Source organism: Pseudomonas fluorescens (assembly GCF_000802965.1).
Classification (GTDB): Bacteria; Pseudomonadota; Gammaproteobacteria; order Pseudomonadales; family Pseudomonadaceae; genus Aquipseudomonas; species Aquipseudomonas fluorescens_A.
In genome coordinates this window covers 20551-42921 of the sequence record NZ_JSAK01000045.1, presented here as the reverse complement: position 1 = coordinate 42921, position 22371 = coordinate 20551, and the positions used below count along the sequence as shown (strand labels likewise).

The following is a 22371-nucleotide window of genomic DNA, read 5'->3' as shown; positions in this document are numbered from 1 at the left end:
ACCGTCGCTTTCTTGCGGAGAGTGCAGCCCGCCGTTACCCAGGCACGCTCGGTACATCAAGCCCTACTTTTACCCGATCCAGCGCCACGATGGTCTTGAACCAGGTGACGTTGGGATTCTCAGCGAACAATCGCCGCGACAAGGCCTGATATTCCTGCATGCTGGCGACAGTCAGCACCAGGACGAAATCCACTTCGCCGGTGACGTAGTAGCACTGCTGCACTTCCGGCACCGCAAAGTGCATCTTCATCGCCTCCAGTGCCTCGATACTGGTGCGCTCGGCCATCACCTCCACAATGATCGTAATCGGCCGTCCTACGGCAGTAGGGTCGACGATGGCGACGTTGCCCGTGATTACGCCCCGTTCTTCCATTCGCTTGATACGCCGTTGAACGGCCGCCGTAGAGAGATTGACCTGCTCGGCCATCAGCCGCAGTGGTGTGGTGTTGTCGCGCTGGACGAGGTCGAGGATGGCACGGTCGAACTTGTCCAGCGGTTCAGCTGCAACGTGGTGTTTTGCCATGGTTGGCTCGCGAGAAATTTTCTCGAAAACTACCAGAAAACAGCGTCCCTTTATCTAGCCGCGATAAATATTATCTTGCTCGCCGACTGCATTTGCAGCCTGGCGGGAGACTCACACAAGGATGGTATTGGCATGCTCGCACTGTTTCATCTTTCCCCTGTCCTGTTGGTAACGACCATGCTCGTCGTGTTGCGCCGACCGCCGGTTCACGCCGCCATCGCAGGCACCCTTCTCGTCGTGGTGCTCTGGTTTGCCGGCGCGGCCGACGCATGGCGCCCGGACAGCATGGTGGCCGCTGCTCAAGACACGGCCGTGCTGTTCGCCAGTACCGCATTCGTGATTGTGCCGGGTCTGGCCTTCGTGATTTTTATCGAACGCATGGGCGTCAATCTTGCGCTCAGCCAATGGGTGCGTTCACTGGGTCTGGGACGCGGCGATCAGGTCGTATTCATCGTCCTCGGACTGGCTCCGTTGCTGGAAGCGATGACCGGCTTCGGCGTGTCTTTGATTGCCACGGTGCCACTGTTGCTCAGCCTCTTCGAGCGCCGGGTCGCACTGCGAATAGCCCTGACCGGCATGGCGATCATGCCGTGGGGAACGCTGGGCCTGGCGTCGGTCATCGGCGCCTCGCTGGCTCACCTGGACGCCCCCGCGCTGGCTTCGACCTCGGCGCTGACCAGCGCACCGGTTTTTTTGGGCCTCAGTGCGATGGCGCTGTATCTGGCAGGCGTTCGCGAATCGCGAGAATGGAGGGCGCTGGGCGCTTTCTGGCTGCTGTTTGTGGGCGTGCTTTACAGTGCCAGTCGATGGTTGGGACCGGAAGTGGCCGGCGTTGCCGCAGGCCTGTTGACGGCGGCCGTTGTACTCTCTGTCGGGCTATGGCGCCTGCGCCGCAGCGACAGCAAGCGCGGTTCAGTGCAATGGCCGCGTCAGGCATGGCCGTACCTGTTGCTGATTGTCCTCATTCTGGCGTTGAAGACGGTGTGGACGTTCACCGCCTGGCAAGACAGCTGGGTCGTACAGGGCGCCCAGGTTTCCTGGAAGCCACTGGCATCACCGGGTGTGGCGCTGATCCTGGTGCTGATTGGACTAGGGGTTAACACCCGCAATTCACAGCGCCCGACAGGGCCTGACATCAACCTGCCTGCCGCGTTGGCGGCACGGGTGAAGCGACCGTTGTTGACCATTTTCTTCTTTCTCGCGATGTCGCAAATGATGGTGAAGGCTGGCTTTTTGGCGGGTTTGATGCAATTGCTCGAAGGCCTGTCACCCACCGCTGCGACGTCGCTGGTTGCCATGCTTGGCGCACTGTCAGGCTACATGACCGGGTCGAATGTGGGCGGCAACGCGATTTTCATGCCGGCCATCGCGATGCTACCCGAGCCTTCTCGGCTATTGCTGGCAGCAGTCCAGAACAGCTCGGCAGGTCATGCAGCGTTGGGCTCCCTGTCGATCGTCATGCTGATTCTGGGACTCGCCAAAACCCAAGTCAGGGAAGAAGGCGAACTGGTACGGTTTGGCTTCGCACTGGTTTGTCTTAATACCGCGCTAGTCGCGTTGGGCGCAGGATTGTTGAGTGGATGGGCATTGCATTGAGCAGCGTGTAGCGCCTGAAAAACGTTCTTCACGTGATCCCGCAACCACATAACGCGAAACCTGCAGGAGTTGCCTGGCTGGCGACGGACTCAACTATGACGCGTTCAACCTGTTCTCACGCGTCATCGTTAACGACCATCGCCAGCAAGCCGACTCCTGCAGGAAAGCGCATTCCGTTAGTCGTAAAACGGCTCAACCAACGCACGACTGCCGACAAAAAAGCTGTCGGCAACCAGTCGCAAGGGCTGAAGGTCCATGTCACTGGTTTTGCCTGCGATCAACTGTTGAAAATGTCGATACACCGCCGCGTATTCACCCTCCTCCGATACAGCTTGGCGCACGCCGTCGATACTCAACAGGGCGCCACCGTTGTCCAGTCGCAGGACGCCTTCAGAGCAGCGAATCTCGATGCTCCAGAGTTCCTCATGACCGTGGTCGAAATCAAATTCCGCGCGCACATCAAGGTGATTTGCGTCAGACATTTTGATGGAAGCGGCAATCGGCGACTGGCAGTTACTGGGAACGCGCAGTTCGGCGGATTCAACAAACAATGGCAGCGCCAACAAATGGGTGGCAATCGACAAGGCATTGATGCCCGGATCGAAGACGCCCAAGCCGCCGGGTTGCCAGATCCAGGCCTGGCCGGGGTGCCACTTGCGCACGTCTTCTTTCCAGTCGATCTGCACGCTTTGCAGGGTGCGGCTGGCCAGCCAGTCTCGGGCGGCTTCAATGCCGGGCGCGTAGCGTGAATGCCAGGCGAACAAACCGCTGACGCCTCGCTCCCCGGCTTGAGTGACCAACGCCATCGCTTCGCCCAGCGTGGCGCACGGCGGTTTCTCGACCAACACATGCTTGCCAGCGGCCAGCGCTTGTTGCACCAGGGCGAACCGTCCTTGCGGCGGCGTGCAAAACGCAATCGCATCGACCTGCGGATCGTTTTCGAGCAACTCGCTCAAGGACTGAAAGTTCTCCACCCCGGCGCACGGCTGCCCTTGCGTTGCGACAGACACCAGTTGGAACGCGGGGTTGGCGTGGATAGCTGGAACGTGTTGATCCTGGGCAATCTTGCCGTAGCCCACCAGACCGAGACGGATCGGTTGCATCGATGACTCCTGATTTTTTGTACTTGTGTTGGAACACGAACGGGCAAGATTACGTTTGTATCGCAGGGAAGTCATTGATGATGTGCTCACGCGCGATCCAGCGCCACGGCTTGACTCAGTGAACACCTTGAGATGAGTCATTTCCCTGTAGGAGCTGCAACAAGGCTGCGATCTTTTTAGAAGCAAGGTCAAAAGATCGCAGCTTGCGGCAGCTCCTACATGGGAACTCGGTTGTTTGAGGGGGCGAGAATGCCGCAAGGCCAGCTCCGCCATCCATTTCTTGAGTGAACGGCATTAATGCTCGAGAGCCCTGTCACCCAGACTTTGATTGAATCTCAAAAGATAGCCATCCGGATCCAGCACCAGGAAATTAAGCTCTCCGTGCTCGCGCTCGTTGTCCCGGTACCAGCACTCTTCAATAGGTCTGCGTAACTCCATGCCGGCGTTTTCGATGGCCTTGGCCAACGCGTTGATATCAGCGCACCGGATCGAAAGATTCATCCCTCGGCCATAGGGTGATTCCAGAGGACCAACCCGCCACGCAGACGCTTGCTGATCATCCTCTTCCAGCATCAATTGACTGCCTTGAAAAGAAAGGAAAGCGAATTTGTGTTCAGGCCTTTCGTATTCAACCTGAAAGCCCAGCACCTGGCAGTAGAACACCAGGCTTCGTTGCAAATCAGAGACAATCATCTCTGGAACCAATGGGTTCATCTTCATAAACGGACTCCTTGTCGTAGTCGCCAAAAATCACATCAACCCTTCTACCCGCAGTGCCTTCTGAACCGCAGGACGCTGGCGCACCCGATCGTACCAGCCCTGGAGATGACTCAGCCCATCGAAGTAAATGTCAGCGTTGTAACAGGACTTCAGCCAATCCGCTTGCGCCATGGACCTGTAGGAGCTGTCGAGTGAAACGAGGCTGCGATCTTTTGACCTTTAAAAACAGGCTAAAAAGATCGCAGGCACCGATGCATCTCCCATCACCTATCCCACCGAAGTCGCTCTTGCAGCCTGCACAGACTCACGGGATGTCACCAGTCCGATAAAGGAGATCGCCAGAGCCAGGCCGATGGTTGTGCTCACTTCAGTACGGTGTTCGGGCGTGATCATCATCACTGCCAGCGCCGCGCAGATGAACAGAATGACCAGCCAGGTGAGCCACGGGAACAACCACATGCGAAAGGTCAGCTCGACCTTCTGCCGACGCAGCCTGCGCCGCATGCGCAACTGCGAGACGGCAATCGCCAGGTACACCAGCAAGGCAATCGCACCTGAACTGGCGAGCAGGAACTCGAACAGGCCGGCGGGCATGAAGTAACTGAACACGGTGATACCCGCGCCCAACACTGTGCTGGCAATTACCGCCGCCCTCGGCACGCCTGCCGACGATGTCACCTTCAACGACTTTGGCGCATCGCCACGACGTCCCAGCGAGTACAGCATCCGCGAAGAAATGTAGATCGAGGAGTTCATGCAACTGGCCACGGCAATCAACACCACCACATCCACCATGAACTTGGCGTGGGGAATGTTCATGAGCTCCAGTGCGCGTTGGTAGGAACCCACCGAAGCCAGCAGTGGATCGTTCCAGGGAACCACGGAAATCACCACGAAAATGGACAACAGGTAGAACACCCCGATGCGCCAGATCACCGAACGCGTAGCCTTGGCAATATTTTGCGCGGGGTTACTGGATTCGGCGGCGGCGATAGTGACCGCTTCGGTGCCGATGAAGCTGAACATGATGGTGATGAAAGCGCCCACCACAGCAGACAAACCGTTGGGGGCGAAGCCACCATGTTCTTCCATCAGCCGACTGAGGCCGCTGGCTTCACGTTCGGGAATCCAGCCCATCAATACCGCGAAACCCAAGGCGATAAAACCGATGATCGCCACAACCTTGGCCATGGCGAACCAGAATTCGAACTCGCCGTATTTGGACACGCTGAACAGGTTGGTCACGACCAAAGCAATGATCGATGCCAAGGCGAACAGCCACGCATCGATCTGGGGAAACCACTGGTTCAGCACATGGCCGGCAGCCAGCGCCTCGATGGGAATCACCAGGACCCAGAACCACCAGTAGAGCCAACCGATGGTAAAGCCGGCCCAGCGCCCGATGGCCTGGTCGGCATAGGTAGAGAAAGACCCGGTATCGGGGTTGGCCACCGCCATTTCTCCCAACATGCGCATGACCAGGACGACCAACAGGCCGGAGAACAGATAGGCCAGCAAGACGGCCGGGCCAGCCGCCGCGATGGCATGCCCCGACCCGACGAACAATCCGGCGCCGATGATGCCGGCGATGGAAAGCATTGTGACGTGACGAGGCTTGAAGCCCTGCGCCAATTGGCCATTCGAATCCTTGGAGCTCGGGCTAATCATTGGTTTTATTCTCCGGTGATCGACATTCAAGCGTACTGACTGAGGGTCAGGCGATCATCGTTGCTTCCTGCTGCCCCTCCTGAAAGCGGCACTCCTCAACGCTACTGTGCTTGTCAAATCGGTGATCGCGATGCGGGCACCACGGCGAAAAGACGCGTCACCTTACCCGGCTTGTCCGACAAATCGGTTACCTGATCACGCCTCCTCCGTGCCTGATCTCGACACTGGCGAACTTTTCGTTCACGGCCAGCACCCATGAGTCACCACCAACGTCGAGCAGAAAAATGCCACCGTTCAATTAAAACTTTTCGCTTCACTGAGCGTCCTCTTCTTTAATGCTGCTGACATGGTTTTGCAACGCCAGGCAACTGGCCTCAACTAAGGGAATGGATATGACCTTTTTTGTTTTTCTTCTAGCCTGCGGTGCTGCGGCAACCACAGGCCTCATGCTCCAACCGGGCCAGTGGTACGAATCTCTCGCCAAACCCGGCTTCACACCGCCCAAGTGGGCGTTTCCGGTAGCTTGGTCGACTATCTATCTGCTGCTCGCTTGGGCCGGGTACCGGTTGACGCTGATACCTGGAAGTCAGGTGGTACTGGCTTTATGGGCGGCGCAGATTGCGCTTAATACGTTGTGGACACCGGTGTTCTTCGGCGCGCACCGCCTGTTCGCCGCGATGGTGATCCTGACGGTGCTTTGGCTTGTGGTCGCCGCCATGGTGGTGATGGCGATGCGGCTGGATGTGATTACAGGCTTGATCCTGCTTCCCTACCTTGCATGGCTTTGTGTCGCCGCCGCGTTGAATTTTTCCATCTGGCGCAATAACCGCTGACGAAGAAGCTGCGAATGGGGTACTGAATCGACTGGGCCCGCTGGCGAGCGGGCCCAGGCGCAAGTGGCCCATTTCCGCTGGTCCTGCAACCAGCCGTCTACGCTTGCCGGAACGCAAGATCACAGGAGGTGATATGAGCAACACATGGCGATCACGCTGACAAACCCATTGAGCTGACCAAATGTGATTTTCCTTCAATTACTCCCTTCCCGCACTGCCCGCCTGACCTCAGCCTGTATGGCGTAGGCCGGTGCCTCCACCGCATTGAAATCCTGTGTATAGCGCTGGGCAAAACCCTCTACTCCCCATTCCTGGTACTGCTGCACATGCTTGAGTTCGTGAGCCCAGAGCGCAACGTTCTGTTCTGCGCTTTGAGCGTCGCGGAAAAGGATGATGTCGATCAGCGTCACGGCACCGACATCGGGGTTTTGCAGCATGGCGGTGGCCGCACTGAACTGGCCGTTGTCGCTGACTTTGTAGCGCGCGGCATCAAGAACGCTGGGGGCGTACCAGCGCAGCAATTGCTCGCGGATAGGCGCTGGAATGGGTTGAACGTCGGTGATGGCTGCTTCAGCGCGGGCTTGGGTCAGCCACATCGCCAGGGCAGGTGCCGCGATCTGGTAGATGTCGTCAGGCAAGGGACCGAGCAGCGGGCCCAGGTCGGGCAGGCAGATGCAGCCATCCAGGCAGACTTGTTTTTCGCCAGCCGGGCAGGCGTCGGTCTGGGCTGGGGCTTCAAGCGTCAGGCAAAGGACAAACAGCGCCATCAGGCGCGTGATGATGGACTGCATGGAGCGCTCCATGAACGGCAGCAGCGTGGAACTGAACGAAGACCCGCATCACTTCAGCGTATCCCATCGGTCTCTACACTGAACTTTATTATCCCGTCCGCGACCGAGATCCGTTGCAATCAATGCCCCACCACTCTGGCTCGATTCATGCCTACCTCAACTGCATGAAGTCGGTACTGACTATGTGGATGACACTTTTGAAGTGAGCCACCTGAACCCCGCCCCGGATAATCGGAAGCTTACTGATGGACTGTCGAGGTCAAGCATGACGAACGCAACTACAGAGCAAGTCAGCCCGAAAACACTGAGAAAAGTGATCGTGGCCGCAGGGATCGGCAATTTCGTCGAATGGTTCGACTTCGCCGTTTATGGCTTCCTGGCCACAACCATCGCCCAGCAATTTTTCCCCAGCGGCGATGCCAGTGCCGCGCTACTCAAGACCTTTGCAGTATTCGCCGTGGCGTTTGCGTTTCGACCCCTCGGCGGGATTTTCTTCGGCATGCTGGGCGACAGGATCGGTCGCAAGCGCACCCTTGCCATGACGATTTTGCTGATGGCCGGAGCAACAACCTTGATCGGTCTGCTTCCCACTTACGCCGCGATCGGGGTCATGGCGCCGATTCTTCTTTCATTGATCCGTTGCGCCCAAGGCTTTTCCGCCGGGGGAGAATACGCAGGTGCGTGTGCCTACCTGATGGAGCATGCGCCCAGTGATAAACGCGCCTGGTACGGCAGCTTCATTCCAGTGTCGACATTTTCTGCCTTCGCCGCGGCAGCCGTGGTGGCTTATGCACTCGAAGCGTCGTTATCGGCAGAAGCAATGGGCAGTTGGGGCTGGCGCCTGCCGTTTCTGATCGCAGCGCCGCTGGGCCTGGTGGGCCTTTACTTGCGCTGGAAACTCGATGAGACACCGGCATTCCAGGCGGTGACCAAGGAACATGCTGTGGCCCATTCGCCACTGAAGGAAACGTTGCGCAACCATGGTGCGGCGATCTGCTGCCTGGGCGCTTTTGTGTCACTCACGGCACTCTCGTTTTATATGTTCACCACTTACTTCGCTACTTACCTGCAAGTTGCCGGCGGCTTGAGTCGCGCAACTGCATTGCTGGTTTCACTGATCGCATTGCTGTTCGCTGCGGCGATCTGTCCTTTGGCCGGGCTTTATTCGGATCGGGTCGGACGTCGAATGACGGTGATGACCGCGTGCGCGCTGTTGATTGTGGCCGTGTATCCATCGTTCCTGATGGCCAGCTCTGGCTCGTTCGCAGCATCCGTCGTCGGCGTTATGTTGTTGGCGGTTGGCGCGGTGTTGTGCGGCGTGGTGACGGCGGCGTTGCTCTCGGAAACGTTCCCTACCCGCACGCGATACACCGCTTCGGCTATCACCTACAACATGGCTTATACGATTTTCGGCGGTACCGCGCCGCTGGTGGCTACGTGGCTGATCAGCACCACCGGCAGCAACTTGTCGCCGGCGTTCTATCTGATCGCGATTGCATTGCTCGCGCTGGCGGGTGGACTGGCATTGCCGGAGACCTCGAGGATTTCCCTGCATGATGTTTCGACGCAGGAAAAAGGCGTAGGCGTGAATGCGGCAGCCTGAACGAGACGATTAAAACCAGCGGACACATACTTCCTGACATGCATCTTATAGCGTCGACAAACTTCTCGAAGGTTGTCGACGTTTTCCTGACGTCATTTTAAGAACAACACTTTAAAACAGGCACCATGCGTTAATAATTTTGTTGGGATCGGCGCGTATTTTAGCTACTCTAACGGATTGCTTGTCCGAAAAATGATGAGGGGTTCTGATGTCAGCTGCGCTGAAAGCGATCGCTAGTTCGAATGTGCTAATCGTTATCCCTAGCGTGCGCTTTTCTCGGCAAGGCGATCTTCTATTTCTTGACATAAAAGCAGTTGAAGGACTGCGTTTATACGCCAAGTTGTGGCCTGGCTTGGTACGATGCCTTTTAAGGTCCGGACCGACAAGCTCAATCGGCTATGGAAAGCTCTATCACCCAAGTGAACTCCCCTTCGAAGTTCATGAAATTCATGATGACATCTCAAAATCCAAGCAACTGCTGGACAAAAGCGCAGTTATCCTAGCGTCCGGCGACAACTTTCATGACCTCCCCATATATAAAACAACAAAAACACCAGTAGTGTTCGTCATTGAGTACGACTTGAATACAAGACTCAAAATAATTGATCTCGAAACTACTGGAACATTTAAAAAACTGAAGTCCGCCGTCTGGAATTTAAAAACGGAGTTCATACGACGACGCGCGTTTCGCCATGCTGCCGGATTACAGGCCAATGGTACGCCTGCTCATAACTTATATGGGCCCTCTACAAAATCTTCACTTTTATATTTCGATAGCAGAATTACCGAGACTGACGCCGTTTCCCTAAATGAAATTTCCGAGAAGAAAGCTTCGGTGCTCCGTGGCGCTCCTCTTCGGCTGGCTTTCTCCGGGCGATTGATTGCAATGAAAGGAGCGGATCATCTTGTGCCGATCGCTCTGGCGCTTGCAAATCGAGGCGTTAAATTTACCCTTGATATCTATGGACACGGCCCGCTTTCTGAATCAATCAGGAGCAGCATTCAAAGCTCCGGAATGGAAGACCTTATAACACTGGCAGGGCCGGTCCCATTCGCCGAGGAACTTGTACCGAATCTCAAGTCGGGCGTAGACATATTTTTGTGCGCCCATACTCAAGCCGACCCCTCTTGTACGTACTTGGAGACGATGGGATGCGGGGTTCCGATTGTCGGCTATAACAATGATGCGTTTACTGGCGTGCTGGCTCTTGGTGGCGGCGGTCTGGCCAGCCCCATGGGCAAGCCGGAGGAAATCGCCGAAGCCATTGTCGAACTCGATCACGATCGAGTGAGGCTCGCCTCGCTTATTGATGAGGCGGCAGCGCTTTCATCCAATCACACGTTCGAAAAAACCTTCGCGTGCCGTATAAATCATCTTCGATCCATTGCAGGAATATGAAGGTTAGATAGAGTCCCAAGCTGCCAACGGATCAGGGTAAAACCAGAGCAGCTGTTTCGCCCCCCGCGTTTCTGTCGACGACCGTCACAAAAAATCAAAATTGCCATGTGTTTCCCTCGTTCCTTGATACGTCGCAGTTCTTCACTGCCCGTTCTGTTTGTCTGGAGTTTTCTCAATGCCCTCGCCCAAATCCCTGCCCACTGCACTGCTGGGCCTGGCCCTTGCGTGTCCGACCATGGTCGCAGCCCAAGGCATGGAACTGGGACAAGTGCTGATCGGGGCTGAGGACCGCAGCAGCGAAGACTTGTCGATCGAGGACGCCAAGGCCCGGCTAGCCCAGGTGCCCGGCGGCAGCAACGTGGTCGACATGCGCCGTCCTCTGCAGGGCCGCGTGGCGAGCAACCAGGATGTGTTGGCCTATCAGCCAGGCATATATGCCCAGTCTGCCGGCAACGAAGGGGTGAAGATCTCGATCCGTGGCTCGGGGATCAACCGCGCGCCGGGTGCCCACGCCTCGGGTTTGTACACCATGCTCGACGGCCTGCCTCTCACCGGCCCGGGCGGCACACCCTATGAACTGCTGGAACCGCTGTGGCTCGATCACGTGGAAGTGTTGCGTGGCGCCAACGGTTTCGACCGGGGCGCCCTCGCCTTGGGCGGCGCCATCGATTACGTCAGCCACACCGGCTACAACGCACCACGGTTGCAGGTGCGCTACGCGATGGGCAGCCACGGCTATGTTCAGCGCCAGGTCAGTTCCGGGCAGGTGCTGGGCGATTTCGACTACTACGTGGCGATGACCGACGCCAGTTCCGATGGCTATCAGGACCACACGGCCAGCGAGAGCCAGGGCGCAATCTTCAACGTCGGTTATCGCTTCAACCCAAACCTGGAAACGCGCTTCTACCTGCGCTATCGCGAGACCGACAACGACCTCGCCGGGCGCGTGACCAAGCACTCCATCGAACACGACCCACGGGCGGCCAACCCCGCTTATGTATCGCGGGACGACAGCCGCAAGCAGCCGGGCAGCACCTTTTTCGGCAACAAGATCACCTACTACATCGATGACGATTCAAGCATCCAGACCGGTCTTGTCTACCACGACTATCCCATGGATCTGCGTGAGGGTCCCAACCGCCTGAAGGTGGCGTACACGGATGTCAGCGGTACGTTCGACTACAAGCGTCGCGACACGCTCTGGGGTCTGGAAAGCAATAGCACACTGGGTTTGCGCGTGACCAAACACCTGCCCAATGCCGGCGCCAGCGAGTTGGTGCGCATCCCCACCGGCAACACCGCCGGCTACGCACCGGGCACGCACATGCGCAACTTCACCTATCAGGGCTCGGACACGGTCCTGCATGTTGGCAATGACCTGGAGATCGCCGACGACCTGTGGCTGACCACCGGCCTTGCCGCGATCTACACCCGCCGCGAAAGTGAAGTCACGTACCCGCAATCGGGCGGCAAGACCAGCCTCAACGATTGGGACTACGCGCCACGCGTGGGCCTGCGCTATCAACTGACACCTGACCTGCAACTGTTCGGCAACCTCAGTCGCTCGGTCGAGGCGCCACATCCGTGGTCACTGATCTACAGTTCCAACATTCGATTCCCGGCCGGCAACGGCCCCGCCACAGGCACCCAAAGCGACCCGATCGAGTTGCAAAACCAGACGGCGACCACCCTGGAAATCGGTGGTCGTGGTGACAGCGCAATGGGCCAATGGAGCCTGGCCTGGTATTACGCGCAAGTGCAGCACGAGTTGCTTTCGGTGTTGCCGGATGCCAACGCCACCACGCCCTATGAGCTCAACGCCAGCCCGACCGTGCACCAAGGCGTGGAAGCCAGCCTCGAAAGCAACCTGTGGTCGCGGGCCGACGGTGGCCAATTGAACCTGCGTCAGAGCTATACCTTCAGTGACTTCCACTACCGTGACGACGACCGTTTCGGCGACAACCGCTTGCCTGGCCTGCCGATGCACTACTACCAGGGCGAACTGCGCTACGACTGGCCAATGGGCTTCTTCGCTGCGCTCAACACGCAGCTCGTGTCCAAGGTTGCGGTGGATTACGCCAACAGCTACTACGCCGATCCGTACGCGCTGTTCGGCGCCACGCTCGGTTACAACTCGCCCAAGGGCGACTGGCAGACCTGGCTGGACCTGCGCAACCTGACCGACAAGCACTACGCCGCCACCGTCACGCCGGGCTATGACGACAAAGGGCTGGATGCGGCACGCTCCACACCGGGTGAAGGTTTCGGGGTGTATGCCGGGGTGTCGTGGAGTTTGCTCTGACAACCTGACGGTCTGGTATTCCGGGCGCGACGACCGGAAAATTTCGGCACGCTGCGCCGGAACCGGGCTTTACTGGAAGAAGGTGCGCAGATGGCCGTGGGCTGCATGCTCCCGGCATCGAGCAAGCACCGTAACTGCCTGCGAATGAACCGGACAACTAAGTCGCAACCATTGGCGGGCGCCCGAGGTCAATACAACACCCGTCGAGGGTGAGGACGAGCCATTTGCGCATGTCCCGGTTCATCCCCGCCATGCTGCTCGCACTGCTGCTCGCCGGCTGCGCCACCACGCGTTTGCCCCATGAGTTCAGCGAGGCCATACCTGCCAGCGATTCGGCGTTCGGGCGTTCAATCCAGTCCCAGGCTGCCCCGCATGAGGGCCGTTCGGGCTTTCGCCTGTTGCCTAACAGCAGTGAAGCGTTCCGCGCGCGTGCCGAGTTGATCCGCAATGCGCAGAAAAGCATCGATGTGCAGTACTACATCGTGCATAACGGGCTCAGCACCCGGGCATTGGTCCGTGAAATTCTGCTGGCCGCCGATCGCGGCGTACGCATTCGCATACTGCTCGATGACACCGCCACCGACGGCCAGGAAGAAGTCATCGCGACCCTCGCCGTGCACCCGAATATTTACATCCGTGTCTTCAACCCTCTGCATCTCGGGCGCAGCACCCTGGTTACCCGAACCATGGGCCGCCTGCTCGATCTTTCCCAACAGCACCGGCGCATGCACAACAAATTATGGCTGGCCGACAACAGCGCGGCGATCGTCGGCGGACGCAACCTGGGCGATGAATACTTCGACGCCAAGCCGGATCTCAATTTCACCGACATGGACCTGCTGTGCTTCGGCCCGGTTGCCGAGCAGTTGGGCCACAGCTTCGATCAGTACTGGAACAGCGCCCTGAGCCAGCCGATCAGTGACTTCCTGCTCAACAAGCCAACAGCCGAGGACTTGGCCAAGAGCCGCCAACGCCTGGAGCAATCGCTGCAAAGCACGCGGATCGAAAACAAGGCCCTGTTCGACCACCTCATGACCTACCGGACCCAACCGCAACTCGCGACCTGGCGCCAGCAGCTTATCTGGGCGCATAGCAAAGCGATGTGGGACGCGCCGAGCAAAGTACTGGCCGACGGCGAACCGGCCCTCGCGCTGGTGATGTCGACGCAACTGCGGCCCGAACTCGACAGCGTCAACAAGGAGCTGATCCTGATTTCGGCCTATTTCGTCCCGCAGCAACCAGGCATGCGTTACCTGCTCGGGCGTGCCGATGCCGGCGTCGATGTGCGCCTGCTGACTAACTCACTGGAAGCCACCGATGTGCCGGCGGTGCACGGCGGCTATGCGCCCTACCGCAAAACCCTGCTCGAACATGGCGTGAAACTCTATGAACTGCGGCGCCAGCCGGACGACCCCGGTGGTGGTTCGTCCTTTGGTTTCAGTGGTGGTTCGGACTCCAGCTTGCACACCAAAGCCATGATCCTCGACAAGCAGAAGGTGTTCATCGGCTCCTTCAATTTCGACCCGCGCTCGGTGTTCTGGAACACCGAAGTCGGGGTGCTGGTCGACAGCCCTGAGTTGGCCGGCTACCTGCGCAAGCTGGCGCATGAGGGCATGGCGCCAGCCGTCAGTTACCAGGCCCGCCTGGAAAACGGCGAAATCGTCTGGATCGCCGAAGACGACGGCCGCCTGTACACCCTGCGCAAGGAGCCCGGCGGTAAATGGCGCAGCTTCAAAGCTTGGCTCAGCGACACAATCGGCCTGGAGAAAATGCTCTAGATGCCCCCCCCGGGGCCTTCAAGGTTTTGCATGGCCGCGCCAACTTGTAGGGCTGCCCATATCGTCTATCGTTAAAGCTCACACTCAAAAGCAACTTTTTGAGTGCGAGCGGTAGAGCAGATCCGGCTTATGACCGGGGAAATCAAGTGATTGAGTACCCTTGTTCAGGAGGAAGATCATCATGATTCGCAAGCCTTACCTGACTGCACTGGCGACACTGGCCCTCGTTGCTGGCGTGTACGGGGTTTCGGTGCCGGCCTACGCAACCGACCAGGCTGACCAACGGCAAGAATCGCGCGACACCAAGCAAGAAGGGCGAGATGCCGCCAGGGAAGTCAAAGAGGAATGCAAAGAAGGCGATGAAAAAAGCCGTAACGATTGTCGTCAGGACAAGCGCGACACCAAGCAAGACAACCGCGACACGGCTCGAGACATCAAATACTAATCGTCAACCGAACCCGGCTCCCTGTGGCTGCCGGGTCTGAAACGGTCGATCTGTTCGGGGATCGGGGGTAGCTGCGCGGCGTTTTCACGCGAATGTGCCGCGCACTAACACTGCCCAGGGAGATCAAGGGTGCGGCCCTTCCCGCTCATCCAGAACCAAAGGCAGTGCATATGAAACAGGCACTTGGGTACTTCACCAAACGGGTGATTGCTGGACTGCTGGTCATCATCCCGATCTACCTTGCCATCCTGTTGCTGCTCAAGGGCATGAAATCGCTTGGGCAACTGGTGCGGCCTTTCACTCAAATCCTTCCAGACTGGCTTCCCGCCGAGCAGTTGTTATCACTCATTCTGGTGTTGTTGATTTGCTTCCTGATCGGCTCTGCCTTGCGCACCCGTCTGGGACAGCGGGCCCGTGATCGAGTGGAAAAGAGGTTCTTCGAACGAATCCCCGGCTACGGGTTGTTCCGCAGCCTGACGCAACAGGTCGCGGGTGACAGCCGCCAAACCGTCTGGAAGCCTGCCCTGGTCGAAATCGAAGACGCCCTCGTCCCGGCCTTCATCATCGAAGTGTTCGAGGACGGCCGCTACACGATTTTCGTCCCGTCGGTGCCCACGCCATTGGCCGGTGCTGTCTACATTCTCGACGGGAACCGCGTGCATCCCCTGGACGTTTCCTTCACCGACGCCTTCAAAGTCATCTCCAAATGGGGCTCGGGCGCCAAGGATCTGGTGGCCGCCATGGAGAACAGCGCAAACCGGCGTGAAGCGGCGGTGCTGACGGAGCAGGCGAAAATCGCGCCCTGAACAAACTGAGACCAGGGCCGCGATGCGACCCTTGGCTTACCTCGCTTCACGACTGATCGGATCGCCCACCCTCCTTCACCGTGCGGCTGACACGTTGGCGGATTCGCGATTTTCTTGCTCGAGCCTTTTGAATCATGGCGTCGAGTTGGGCGATCAGATCATCAACATCGATCTCCACAAACTCCTCCTGCTCGATTGCAAGAATGCGATTGGCGAACTCCTGACTGTATTCCGGCCATTCGCGGTTCTCCACGTCATTCGCTACAGCAGTGAGCGTCCACTTACCTGCGATTTCGTGACCGACTAACAGACCTTCATGCTGAAGCTCACGCACTGCGGCCTGGAGCTGGATTTCATCGACCTGCGGGCACTCTCGGCCCACCGACTCGCGCAGGTCGGCGAGACTCAATCCCGAGGAACAGAGGTGAATGATCAATATACGAAGTGAGTGCATTTCCATCGCCAGGGGCCTTAGTGTCGTTCAGGATTTCCCACTCGTGTCCGCCGAGTGGGAATGGATTGCCACGTACAAACCTGAGAGGGTCAGGCCAGGTCGTAGCCGATCATGAACAAGGCGGCTTCCAGCGCGCGAAGCGCATTGGTCGGGGCAGCAACATGCGTGTTGAAGCGACTCGCCTGCGCCGCCGGGTGATCCAGTGCGGCGCTCAATACCCAGCTGGCACGCAGATTCCATAGCGCGTGATGACGCCCGGCACGAAGTCGTTTGAAGTAGAGATTGCCAACTGCGGGGTTGCGGCGCTTGGGAACCAATGTGGTTTCACCTTCCTTGGCTGCCGACCATGGGAAGCACAGTTCTTTGGGCACCTGGCTCAAGCCCTTGGCCTGACAGTATTTTGCGACCAGCCAGCCCATGGCTGCGGCGACGCGGCTGTCGTAGATCACGAAGTTGTCGCAGATCAAAGAATAGATTTTGGTCATTCCCGAGTTGAAGCGCAGGCCTGCAGCACGCAACACAGGCAACTCGGAATCTTGCGCATCGATCGCCATTTTCACGCTTTGCAGCATGCTTGCCAAACCACGCTCATTGTCCTTCAGCCAATCAGTGTTGCGCGCGGTAACGCCTCCCCAAGCCATCACATCCGCCGACGCCTGCAGACAGAGGGCATCATTGCCGCCAGCGGTCGTCAGATCCCGACGAAGCGCATCCAGCGCAATTGCGTTGCTTGTGGTGCAGGCGCCCGCGTTGTAACCCAGGCGTATGTTGCCCGGATGATTCCAGCTATAGCGCTGGAAGGCGTCGTAGAGGCTGGTGCAAGCCCACTGTGCGTTGCTGCGGCGATTGGTGTAAGCGTGCTGAAAAAGAGTGCTCGACTCGAGCTCGGTGGCCAGCCAGGTGACGAAGCCAGCAACGTGCGCAACGCAGAGATAGGAATGACGCTTCATGGGATATTTTTGCTCCTGTGGGCTGGATTGGCAGGATCGCTCACCAGCAGAAGCATGAAACCAGATACCCTACCCAGATTTTGTCCAGGTTGAACTAAATGTCACTACTTAATTATCGCCGTGAGCGCTTGCTGGACGTTTTAAGCCGTCAATCGCAATGGCTTTCAGCAAGCGCGCTGCATGAGCTGCTTAAAAGTTCCAGCAGCGAACCGGTCGGCTCACTGAAAACAACCAAGCGCGATCTCGAGTATCTGTTCGATGAAGGCTACGCCCTCTACGAAGACAAAGGTAACGGCCTGGCACGCTTGTGGCGTCTGGAAAAATACCGCCACGCCCTGACGTTGCTCCCGACCGAAGCCATGACCCTTGCGGCCATCTTTGACCATGCCAATCGGTTCGGCCTTCACACCCATACCGATCAACTCAAGGGCTTGAAAACCTACGCCAACAGAGTTATGAACCGGGTTGAAAAACGCAAAATCGAGATAGAGAAACGCATTACCACCGGGACCCGTTTTCTGGTACTTGCGCCTGGCAAAGCCGATCTCGGCCATCTCAAAAGACTGCAGCAGGCTATTTGCTACGACGAGCCGCTTGAAGTCACCTACCTGCCCAGAGATGCCGACGGGGTCCAGTGCGTATACCAGCTCAAACCCCTGGGGCTATCGCATCAAGATTCCAATACCTACCTTTCCGCCTACGTCCTGGAAGAGGAATGGGCTGATGGCTACGTACCCGATCCGGAAAAACCACGTGGTAAGTACAGTAGCAACGGACCGAATTCGATGTGCGCACTCATGCTGCACCGGATCGTGAAGATCGAACCGGGCAAACGCTCCATTGAGGACCCGCAAGGCTACGACATTCATTCGTTCGAAGCCCAACAACATCTCATGACGATTCATGATAAGGACCCGGTCGATCTGGTTTTGCGTTTGAGTGCCAACTTGTACAACAGGCTCTGGGAAAATCCATTAACCGAAGAGCAGAAACTGCAGCAGGAGAGTGATGGCTGGTGGAAGCTCACCTGCCGCATTCAGGACTCCCAGGGTTTGCGGCTATTTCTGCTAAGCAACGCAGCTGACATCGAGGTAAAAAAACCGGCCAATCTCCGAGCCCATGTGCACGACACGCTTCAGCGAGCACTGACGTTGTATGGTGGATAAGGACTGCAACGGCTGTACTCCTTATCCGGGATAGCCAACCAGACAACTCAGCCCGGCAAAAAAGCTGCCTCCATCAGGCAGCTCCCGCGCATCGTTCTATCAATGGCAGATTCGCTAACCCGCCACCTGACAACCTGCCCTGCTCCAGATCGAACGGCAAAACCCAAAGTTTCAGTTTATCCGAGAAGATGAACGGCTCATCCAGTGCAAAGTGGGAGATTCCTGGTTTCGAATTGCCGATGGTCGACTGACGTTCAACCGTGGACCAGATAGGCGCCTGACGGAACACGCTTTCGCAGTTTCTTGCACTTGCCGGGTGCGGGCTGCTGCCCCGGCGGACGATCGGGAAACCAGATTCGGCATTTGCCCGGAGGCGGCCAATGGCCGCGGGGAATCGCCACCTCGTCGTTCGCGGGCTCTGGCGCCACCGAAGCCACTTGCGGTTGGCCTCCAGACCTTGGCGTGCCTGCCGCTGGAGAGTTCGATACACCTTCAGCGTTTGCGCGAACGAGATTGCCGGCGTTGCGCCCAATGTCCTGGTTGGATTGTTCAGCAATGGCTAGTTCTGCTTCGCGGCGCCTTTGGGCCTCTTCTTCGAGCCCCTTCTGCACTGCGATCCGGTCCTCTTGGGCGTTCGGTGGGGAACTCGAAGCCTTGGCCTGCTGCGCCGCCTGGATCAATTGGAAGTTGCGGTTACGTAACTCGACGTTGCGACCAACCCGCATGTTCGAGCGCGCCGCCAACGTTTCAGCCTGTTCGTACTGCCCCTGCTGAAGGCGCAACACACCCAGATAATGCAGCGTCGCTGGATTGTTCGGCTGGATATGCAGGGCACGCTCCAGCGTGGCTGCGGCTTGATCCACCTGGCCAGTTTCATACTGGCGCGAAGCAGTTTCGATCAAGGTGGTTGATGCGCTGTTGCTTTGTGCAGGCGCTCTTCGCTCGGCAGCGACCGAGCAAAGCGACGCGACAGCGCAGAACGCCAGGAGGAAACCCGGCAGGAAACGTTTGGTTGGCATCAGGGGGCAGACTCGGCTGATCTCGGACGGCACTGCCGTAAAACAGGCCACCAGCGCTGGTCGGTGTCGCCGACACAGGGGCCTTATTGACTTGGCCGCCACCCTGAAGTTCCCGCGCCTGGCGCGGCTATATGCCTACCCAAAAACTGTTTTTTCGGGAATGAACACATTACAAACCGAAAAACCTGAACAGCCACAACGCCCCCATCCCGACCGCCAGCGTCAGGACAGTGTTTCGAGTCTGCCAGGCCACCCAGGCAGCCAGGATGGCGGCGGGTATCTGCGGGTTACTTAACACGAACTCACCCTGCCCGTTCGGGTACACCACGGCAGGAAGTACCAAGGCAGCCAGCACACTCGCCGGTACGTAAAGCAACGCCCGACTGAGTAGCGCCGGGATGCGCAAGCGGCCATACAGTTCGACAAAGGAAAGTCGCATGGCGAACGTGCCCAGACCGACCGCCAGGAACAGCCCCCACAAGGCTAGATCACTCATGGTGTCTCCCTCTCGACGTCATGGATCATTGCATCGGCCAAAGGTCTTTTGCGAAGACTCTCGGTCACCACCCCCGCGATGACGCCGCCAATGGAAGCGGTGACCAGTCCAAGGTTATAGGGCATATCGACTGCAAACACGGCCAGCAGCCCGCCGACCACGGCGGCAGCCAGACTCGGCTTGCTACGTATGCCGGGCACCAGAAGTGCCAGGAAAGAAAGTGGAATGGCAAAGCTCAAAGACCAGGTCTCGGGAATGCTTGCGCCCAGATAAATGCCCGCCAATACCGACAATTGCCACGACAGCCACATCGAAAACGCTGTGCCGGCATAGTAATAGTGCGCGAATGGCCCCAGCTCGCCAGAGGAAAGCTTGAGCGTGCTCAATGCATAAGACTGGTCAGAAAGCATGTAGGACAACGGCCACGTCCAGCGCCGGGGTAAATGGTGCAGATGCGGGGCCAGCGATGCGCTGTACATGATGAAGCGCAAGTTGATCACCAGCGCCGTGACCACAATCGCCAGCGGCACAACACCCGTATGCAGCAACTGTAAGGCGACCATTTGCGCGGAACCTGAGTAGAACAGCAGCGTCATGCCCATGGTCGTGCCCGGCGACATACCCATATTGATCGCCATGACCCCCGTGAGCAGGCCGAATGGAATGACACCGGGAATCAACGGAAGAAGCGCCCTGACACCTTGCATGAACGCTTCCCTTCCTGTTCGGTAAGGCATTTCGACTCCTGTTTGATTTTGCATCGCCGGTTCGATTTAACCGCGACGCGGGTCGCTCTGATGCGGATAGCCGGGATATTGCGACAGTCCGGCTCGCCGGACAATCGCTGGGCATCGACCACTAACCTGTGGTGAGGGAGCTCGCTCCCGCTGTGCAGGGCTGGCGCTCCTGCGCGCAATACCCCGAAAAAAAATGGGACCGCTTCGCAGTCCAGCGGGAGCAAGCTCCCTCGCCACGAATATCCTGGCGTTAGAATGATTGTTGAGTTCGTAGGGTATTGAACCTGTGGGTAGACAATCTAGCGCATGCCTAAGCCCTAATGCAGAGTTCATTGCCATAGAGATACATGGCTTGTTTAACGGCCGTCAGGGTTACTTCCTGAAAGCCACAATACCTTGCGCCGTTGCCTACGCTTACGCCAGAATCCGCCGGCTTGTGCGCCGTTGGCCTTGGTTCTATCGTTTCCGTGTCGCTGCCAATTCAGCGACCAGGCTTGGAACCCTGGCGAATAAACGGCGCATAACGCCCCTCATAACATTTGCTTGCACGCTGCTAAGTGTGTGCTCCGTTATGGCGGCTGTGCGTGGGAGACTTTAGGGTCTGCCGGGTTCCGTTTACCCCGGGTTCCAACCTGCGTACAGCTGCCACCCTTCGCTTGGAACCGAAAGGAGCAGCTACAACTTGTAGACGGAGAGTAGCCATGTTCAAAGTCACCCCCAACCCGCCAGACACCGATCCGGTGTCCCCGTACGAACCCGGTTCGAAGAAACTCAACGAGGCTGCCGAAAACGCCCTCGACTTCCACTTCGCCTCAATCGCCGACATCAAAGCCACGCCCCGCACACCCAGTTCGCTGTTCACCGTCGACCCTGAAGCCGATACCGAAACCCTGGCGGTTTATCTGGTCGAGACATTGGCCTCGGTCGATGTGATGGTCCACCAGTTGGTGGATCACTTGGAGGGTGCGTCGCGCTATGCCCTGTTGGGGATTTCCAACAGCATCATGGTGGCGGAAATCACGGCGAACCGCATGCTGGATCAGATTGACCCGCCGGAGTAGCGGCGGTTAATACAGCGGCTCTGTTTGGGGCCGCTGGGCATCGACCACTAACCTGTGGCGAGGGAGCTTGCTCCCGCTGGGCCGGGCTGAGGCTCCAGCATGACGCGCCCCACCAAAAAAAGGGACTGCTTCGCAGTCCAGCGGGAGCAAGCTCCCTCGCCACGTTTCGGTGAGTGGTCGTATAAACGCTTGAAGATGATCAAGCCAATAGTTCGGTGATCCACCGGGCTTGTTGCATGAGGTCTTGCACCTTCTCCTCGGGCACCGCCTGCCGCGCCCGCTCGAACTGGATCAGGGTCTTCTGCTTTTCGCGCAGCATGCGCTGCCACTTGGCCAGGAATGCTGGAGTGCGTGCCTGCATTTGCAGCGGGCCGAAGTACAGTTCCTCGGCGGAATACATCACCGGCCCGATGCGCTCGGCGACGATGATTTCGTAGTAGAAACGGTTTTCCCGCAGCAATTCCTCGCTAAGGATGCCGTAGCCGTTTTCCATCAACCATTGGCGCAGTGGCTGCTCGCCGCCGTTGGGTTGCAGAATCAGCCGCTCCTGGCCACTCAGGTGTGCCTTGCCGCTGTCGAGGATGTCGCGAATCGTCTCGCCGCCCATGCCACAGATGCTGATGGCGGTGATCCCGTCGCCCGGCTCGATCGCTGCCAGACCATTGGCCAGACGCACGGTGATCCGCTGGTCCAGGTCGTTCTCGCGCACAGTGCGTTGCGCCGCGTGGAACGGCGTCATTGCAACCTCGCCGGCCACCGCCGCCGCGATGGCGCCACGGTGCATCAAGGCCACCGGCAGATAACCGTGATCCGAGCCGATATCGGCCAGGCGCGCATCGGCAGGCACATGCGTCGCCACCCGCTCCAGGCGCATGGACAATGTCTGTTCGTTCAACTGCAGTTCCTTTTCACCACGACTGT

21 protein-coding genes are annotated in these 22371 nt (G+C 58.2%); 10 read left to right on the top strand and 11 right to left on the bottom strand.

Going from position 1 to position 22371, the window contains the following annotated elements; all coding sequences use genetic code 11:
• Nucleotides 1–34 precede the first annotated feature (34 nt).
• Nucleotides 35–523 carry an Lrp/AsnC family transcriptional regulator gene (locus NL64_RS28640; protein ID WP_034151426.1) on the bottom strand — a complete coding sequence of 163 codons (489 nt, stop codon included), beginning with the start codon at nt 521–523 and terminating at the stop codon, nt 35–37.
• A gap of 132 nt (nt 524–655) precedes the next feature.
• On the opposite strand from NL64_RS28640, the gene NL64_RS28635 reads away from it, so the two are divergent.
• The gene (locus NL64_RS28635) at nt 656–2119 is read left to right on the top strand and encodes an L-lactate permease (RefSeq protein WP_034151425.1); all 1464 of its coding nucleotides are present in this window, start codon (nt 656–658) and stop codon (nt 2117–2119) included.
• 176 nt (nt 2120–2295) lie between these two features.
• Here the strand turns inward: NL64_RS28635 and NL64_RS28630 are convergent, their stop codons facing one another.
• From NL64_RS28630 to gabP, 3 genes are all read right to left on the bottom strand, one after another.
• Entirely contained in the window at nt 2296–3222 is a 927-nt protein-coding gene (locus NL64_RS28630) for a Gfo/Idh/MocA family protein (RefSeq protein ID WP_034151424.1), read from the bottom strand.
• Nucleotides 3223–3516: 294 nt separating this feature from the next.
• Nucleotides 3517–3942 carry a bleomycin resistance protein gene (locus NL64_RS28625; protein WP_034151423.1) on the bottom strand — a complete coding sequence of 142 codons (426 nt, stop codon included), beginning with the start codon at nt 3940–3942 and terminating at the stop codon, nt 3517–3519.
• Between the two features lie 267 nt (nt 3943–4209).
• Nucleotides 4210–5610: a GABA permease gene (gene gabP / locus NL64_RS28620; protein WP_034151422.1), complete on the bottom strand. Its 1401-nt coding sequence runs from the start codon at nt 5608–5610 to the stop codon at nt 4210–4212.
• Between the two features lie 392 nt (nt 5611–6002).
• Between gabP and tspO the strand changes: the two genes are divergently transcribed.
• Nucleotides 6003–6443: a tryptophan-rich sensory protein TspO gene (gene tspO, locus NL64_RS28615; protein ID WP_034151446.1), complete on the top strand. Its 441-nt coding sequence runs from the start codon at nt 6003–6005 to the stop codon at nt 6441–6443.
• A 194-nt stretch (nt 6444–6637) separates the two neighbouring features.
• Here the strand turns inward: tspO and NL64_RS28610 are convergent, their stop codons facing one another.
• Complete coding sequence (locus NL64_RS28610) at nt 6638–7234, bottom strand: eCIS core domain-containing protein (RefSeq protein ID WP_034151421.1); 597 nt, start codon at nt 7232–7234, stop codon at nt 6638–6640.
• 265 nt (nt 7235–7499) lie between these two features.
• On the opposite strand from NL64_RS28610, the gene NL64_RS28605 reads away from it, so the two are divergent.
• From NL64_RS28605 to NL64_RS28580, 6 genes are all read left to right on the top strand, one after another.
• Nucleotides 7500–8837, top strand: a complete 1338-nt coding sequence (locus NL64_RS28605; protein WP_034151420.1) for an MFS transporter — start codon at nt 7500–7502, stop codon at nt 8835–8837.
• A gap of 208 nt (nt 8838–9045) precedes the next feature.
• Nucleotides 9046–10236: a glycosyltransferase gene (locus tag NL64_RS28600; protein ID WP_034151419.1), complete on the top strand. Its 1191-nt coding sequence runs from the start codon at nt 9046–9048 to the stop codon at nt 10234–10236.
• Between the two features lie 175 nt (nt 10237–10411).
• Nucleotides 10412–12538 (top strand): TonB-dependent receptor family protein, encoded by a 2127-nt coding sequence (locus NL64_RS28595; protein WP_034151418.1) that lies wholly within the window; start codon nt 10412–10414, stop codon nt 12536–12538.
• Nucleotides 12539–12768: 230 nt separating this feature from the next.
• The gene (locus tag NL64_RS28590) at nt 12769–14316 is read left to right on the top strand and encodes a phospholipase D family protein (RefSeq protein WP_034151417.1); all 1548 of its coding nucleotides are present in this window, start codon (nt 12769–12771) and stop codon (nt 14314–14316) included.
• A 181-nt stretch (nt 14317–14497) separates the two neighbouring features.
• Nucleotides 14498–14761, top strand: a complete 264-nt coding sequence (locus tag NL64_RS28585) for a hypothetical protein (RefSeq protein WP_052321334.1) — start codon at nt 14498–14500, stop codon at nt 14759–14761.
• Nucleotides 14762–14931: 170 nt separating this feature from the next.
• On the top strand, nt 14932–15567 hold the full coding sequence (locus NL64_RS28580) for a DUF502 domain-containing protein (protein ID WP_052321333.1): 636 nt from the start codon (nt 14932–14934) through the stop codon (nt 15565–15567).
• A gap of 46 nt (nt 15568–15613) precedes the next feature.
• Here the strand turns inward: NL64_RS28580 and NL64_RS28575 are convergent, their stop codons facing one another.
• Both NL64_RS28575 and NL64_RS28570 read right to left on the bottom strand, forming a co-directional pair.
• Nucleotides 15614–16027 carry a hypothetical protein gene (locus tag NL64_RS28575; protein WP_052321332.1) on the bottom strand — a complete coding sequence of 138 codons (414 nt, stop codon included), beginning with the start codon at nt 16025–16027 and terminating at the stop codon, nt 15614–15616.
• An 83-nt stretch (nt 16028–16110) separates the two neighbouring features.
• The gene (locus tag NL64_RS28570; protein ID WP_034151416.1) at nt 16111–16971 is read right to left on the bottom strand and encodes a hypothetical protein; all 861 of its coding nucleotides are present in this window, start codon (nt 16969–16971) and stop codon (nt 16111–16113) included.
• 98 nt (nt 16972–17069) lie between these two features.
• Between NL64_RS28570 and NL64_RS28565 the strand changes: the two genes are divergently transcribed.
• Nucleotides 17070–18137, top strand: coding sequence for a helix-turn-helix transcriptional regulator (locus NL64_RS28565; protein ID WP_034151415.1), 1068 nt, complete (start codon nt 17070–17072; stop codon nt 18135–18137).
• 254 nt (nt 18138–18391) lie between these two features.
• Here the strand turns inward: NL64_RS28565 and NL64_RS28560 are convergent, their stop codons facing one another.
• From NL64_RS28560 to NL64_RS28550, 3 genes are all read right to left on the bottom strand, one after another.
• On the bottom strand, nt 18392–19156 hold the full coding sequence (locus NL64_RS28560) for a tetratricopeptide repeat protein (protein ID WP_034151414.1): 765 nt from the start codon (nt 19154–19156) through the stop codon (nt 18392–18394).
• A 169-nt stretch (nt 19157–19325) separates the two neighbouring features.
• Nucleotides 19326–19652, bottom strand: a complete 327-nt coding sequence (locus tag NL64_RS28555; RefSeq protein ID WP_034151413.1) for an AzlD domain-containing protein — start codon at nt 19650–19652, stop codon at nt 19326–19328.
• Complete coding sequence (locus NL64_RS28550; RefSeq protein ID WP_034151412.1) at nt 19649–20389, bottom strand: AzlC family ABC transporter permease; 741 nt, start codon at nt 20387–20389, stop codon at nt 19649–19651. The genes NL64_RS28555 and NL64_RS28550 overlap by 4 nt, the downstream gene beginning before the upstream one ends.
• Before the next feature lie 701 nt (nt 20390–21090).
• On the opposite strand from NL64_RS28550, the gene NL64_RS28545 reads away from it, so the two are divergent.
• Entirely contained in the window at nt 21091–21450 is a 360-nt protein-coding gene (locus tag NL64_RS28545) for a DUF6124 family protein (RefSeq protein ID WP_034151411.1), read from the top strand.
• A gap of 199 nt (nt 21451–21649) precedes the next feature.
• Here the strand turns inward: NL64_RS28545 and NL64_RS28540 are convergent, their stop codons facing one another.
• Nucleotides 21650–22345, bottom strand: coding sequence for a tRNA (adenine(22)-N(1))-methyltransferase (locus NL64_RS28540; RefSeq protein WP_034151410.1), 696 nt, complete (start codon nt 22343–22345; stop codon nt 21650–21652).
• Nucleotides 22346–22371 lie beyond the last annotated feature (26 nt).